Origin of the sequence: Pantoea sp. MHSD4, assembly GCF_021043305.1 — a bacterium.
GTDB lineage: Bacteria > Pseudomonadota > Gammaproteobacteria > Enterobacterales > Enterobacteriaceae > Pantoea > Pantoea eucalypti.
The window spans coordinates 1-211 of the sequence record NZ_JAJNDH010000041.1 but is presented as its reverse complement, the minus strand read 5'-3'; the positions used below and the strand labels follow the sequence as shown (position 1 = coordinate 211).

The following is a 211-nucleotide window of genomic DNA, read 5'->3' as shown; positions in this document are numbered from 1 at the left end:
GAAAAGCGGGCGGCCCTGCGGGCCGGGTAAAGACGGTGCTGACGCACCGTCTCTCTCCCTTCGCCTGCGCTTTCTCTCTCCGGGACGCTGTCTCTCCGTCTTCTCTCTCTGCTTCCTGCTGCTGTCTGTTCTGTTGTCATGCTGCCGCTGCTTTTCCGGTTTCCTGTCCCTGAAGGTCAACGACATTAACAGCCTGATGGCCCCCTCCGGC

The 211-nt window shown here is 61.1% G+C and carries 1 protein-coding gene; it reads left to right on the top strand.

What is annotated here, in order from left to right; translation table 11 throughout:
• The coding region (locus LQK91_RS21975; protein ID WP_231001695.1) for a hypothetical protein at window positions 1–211 on the top strand (211 nt) is incomplete at both ends.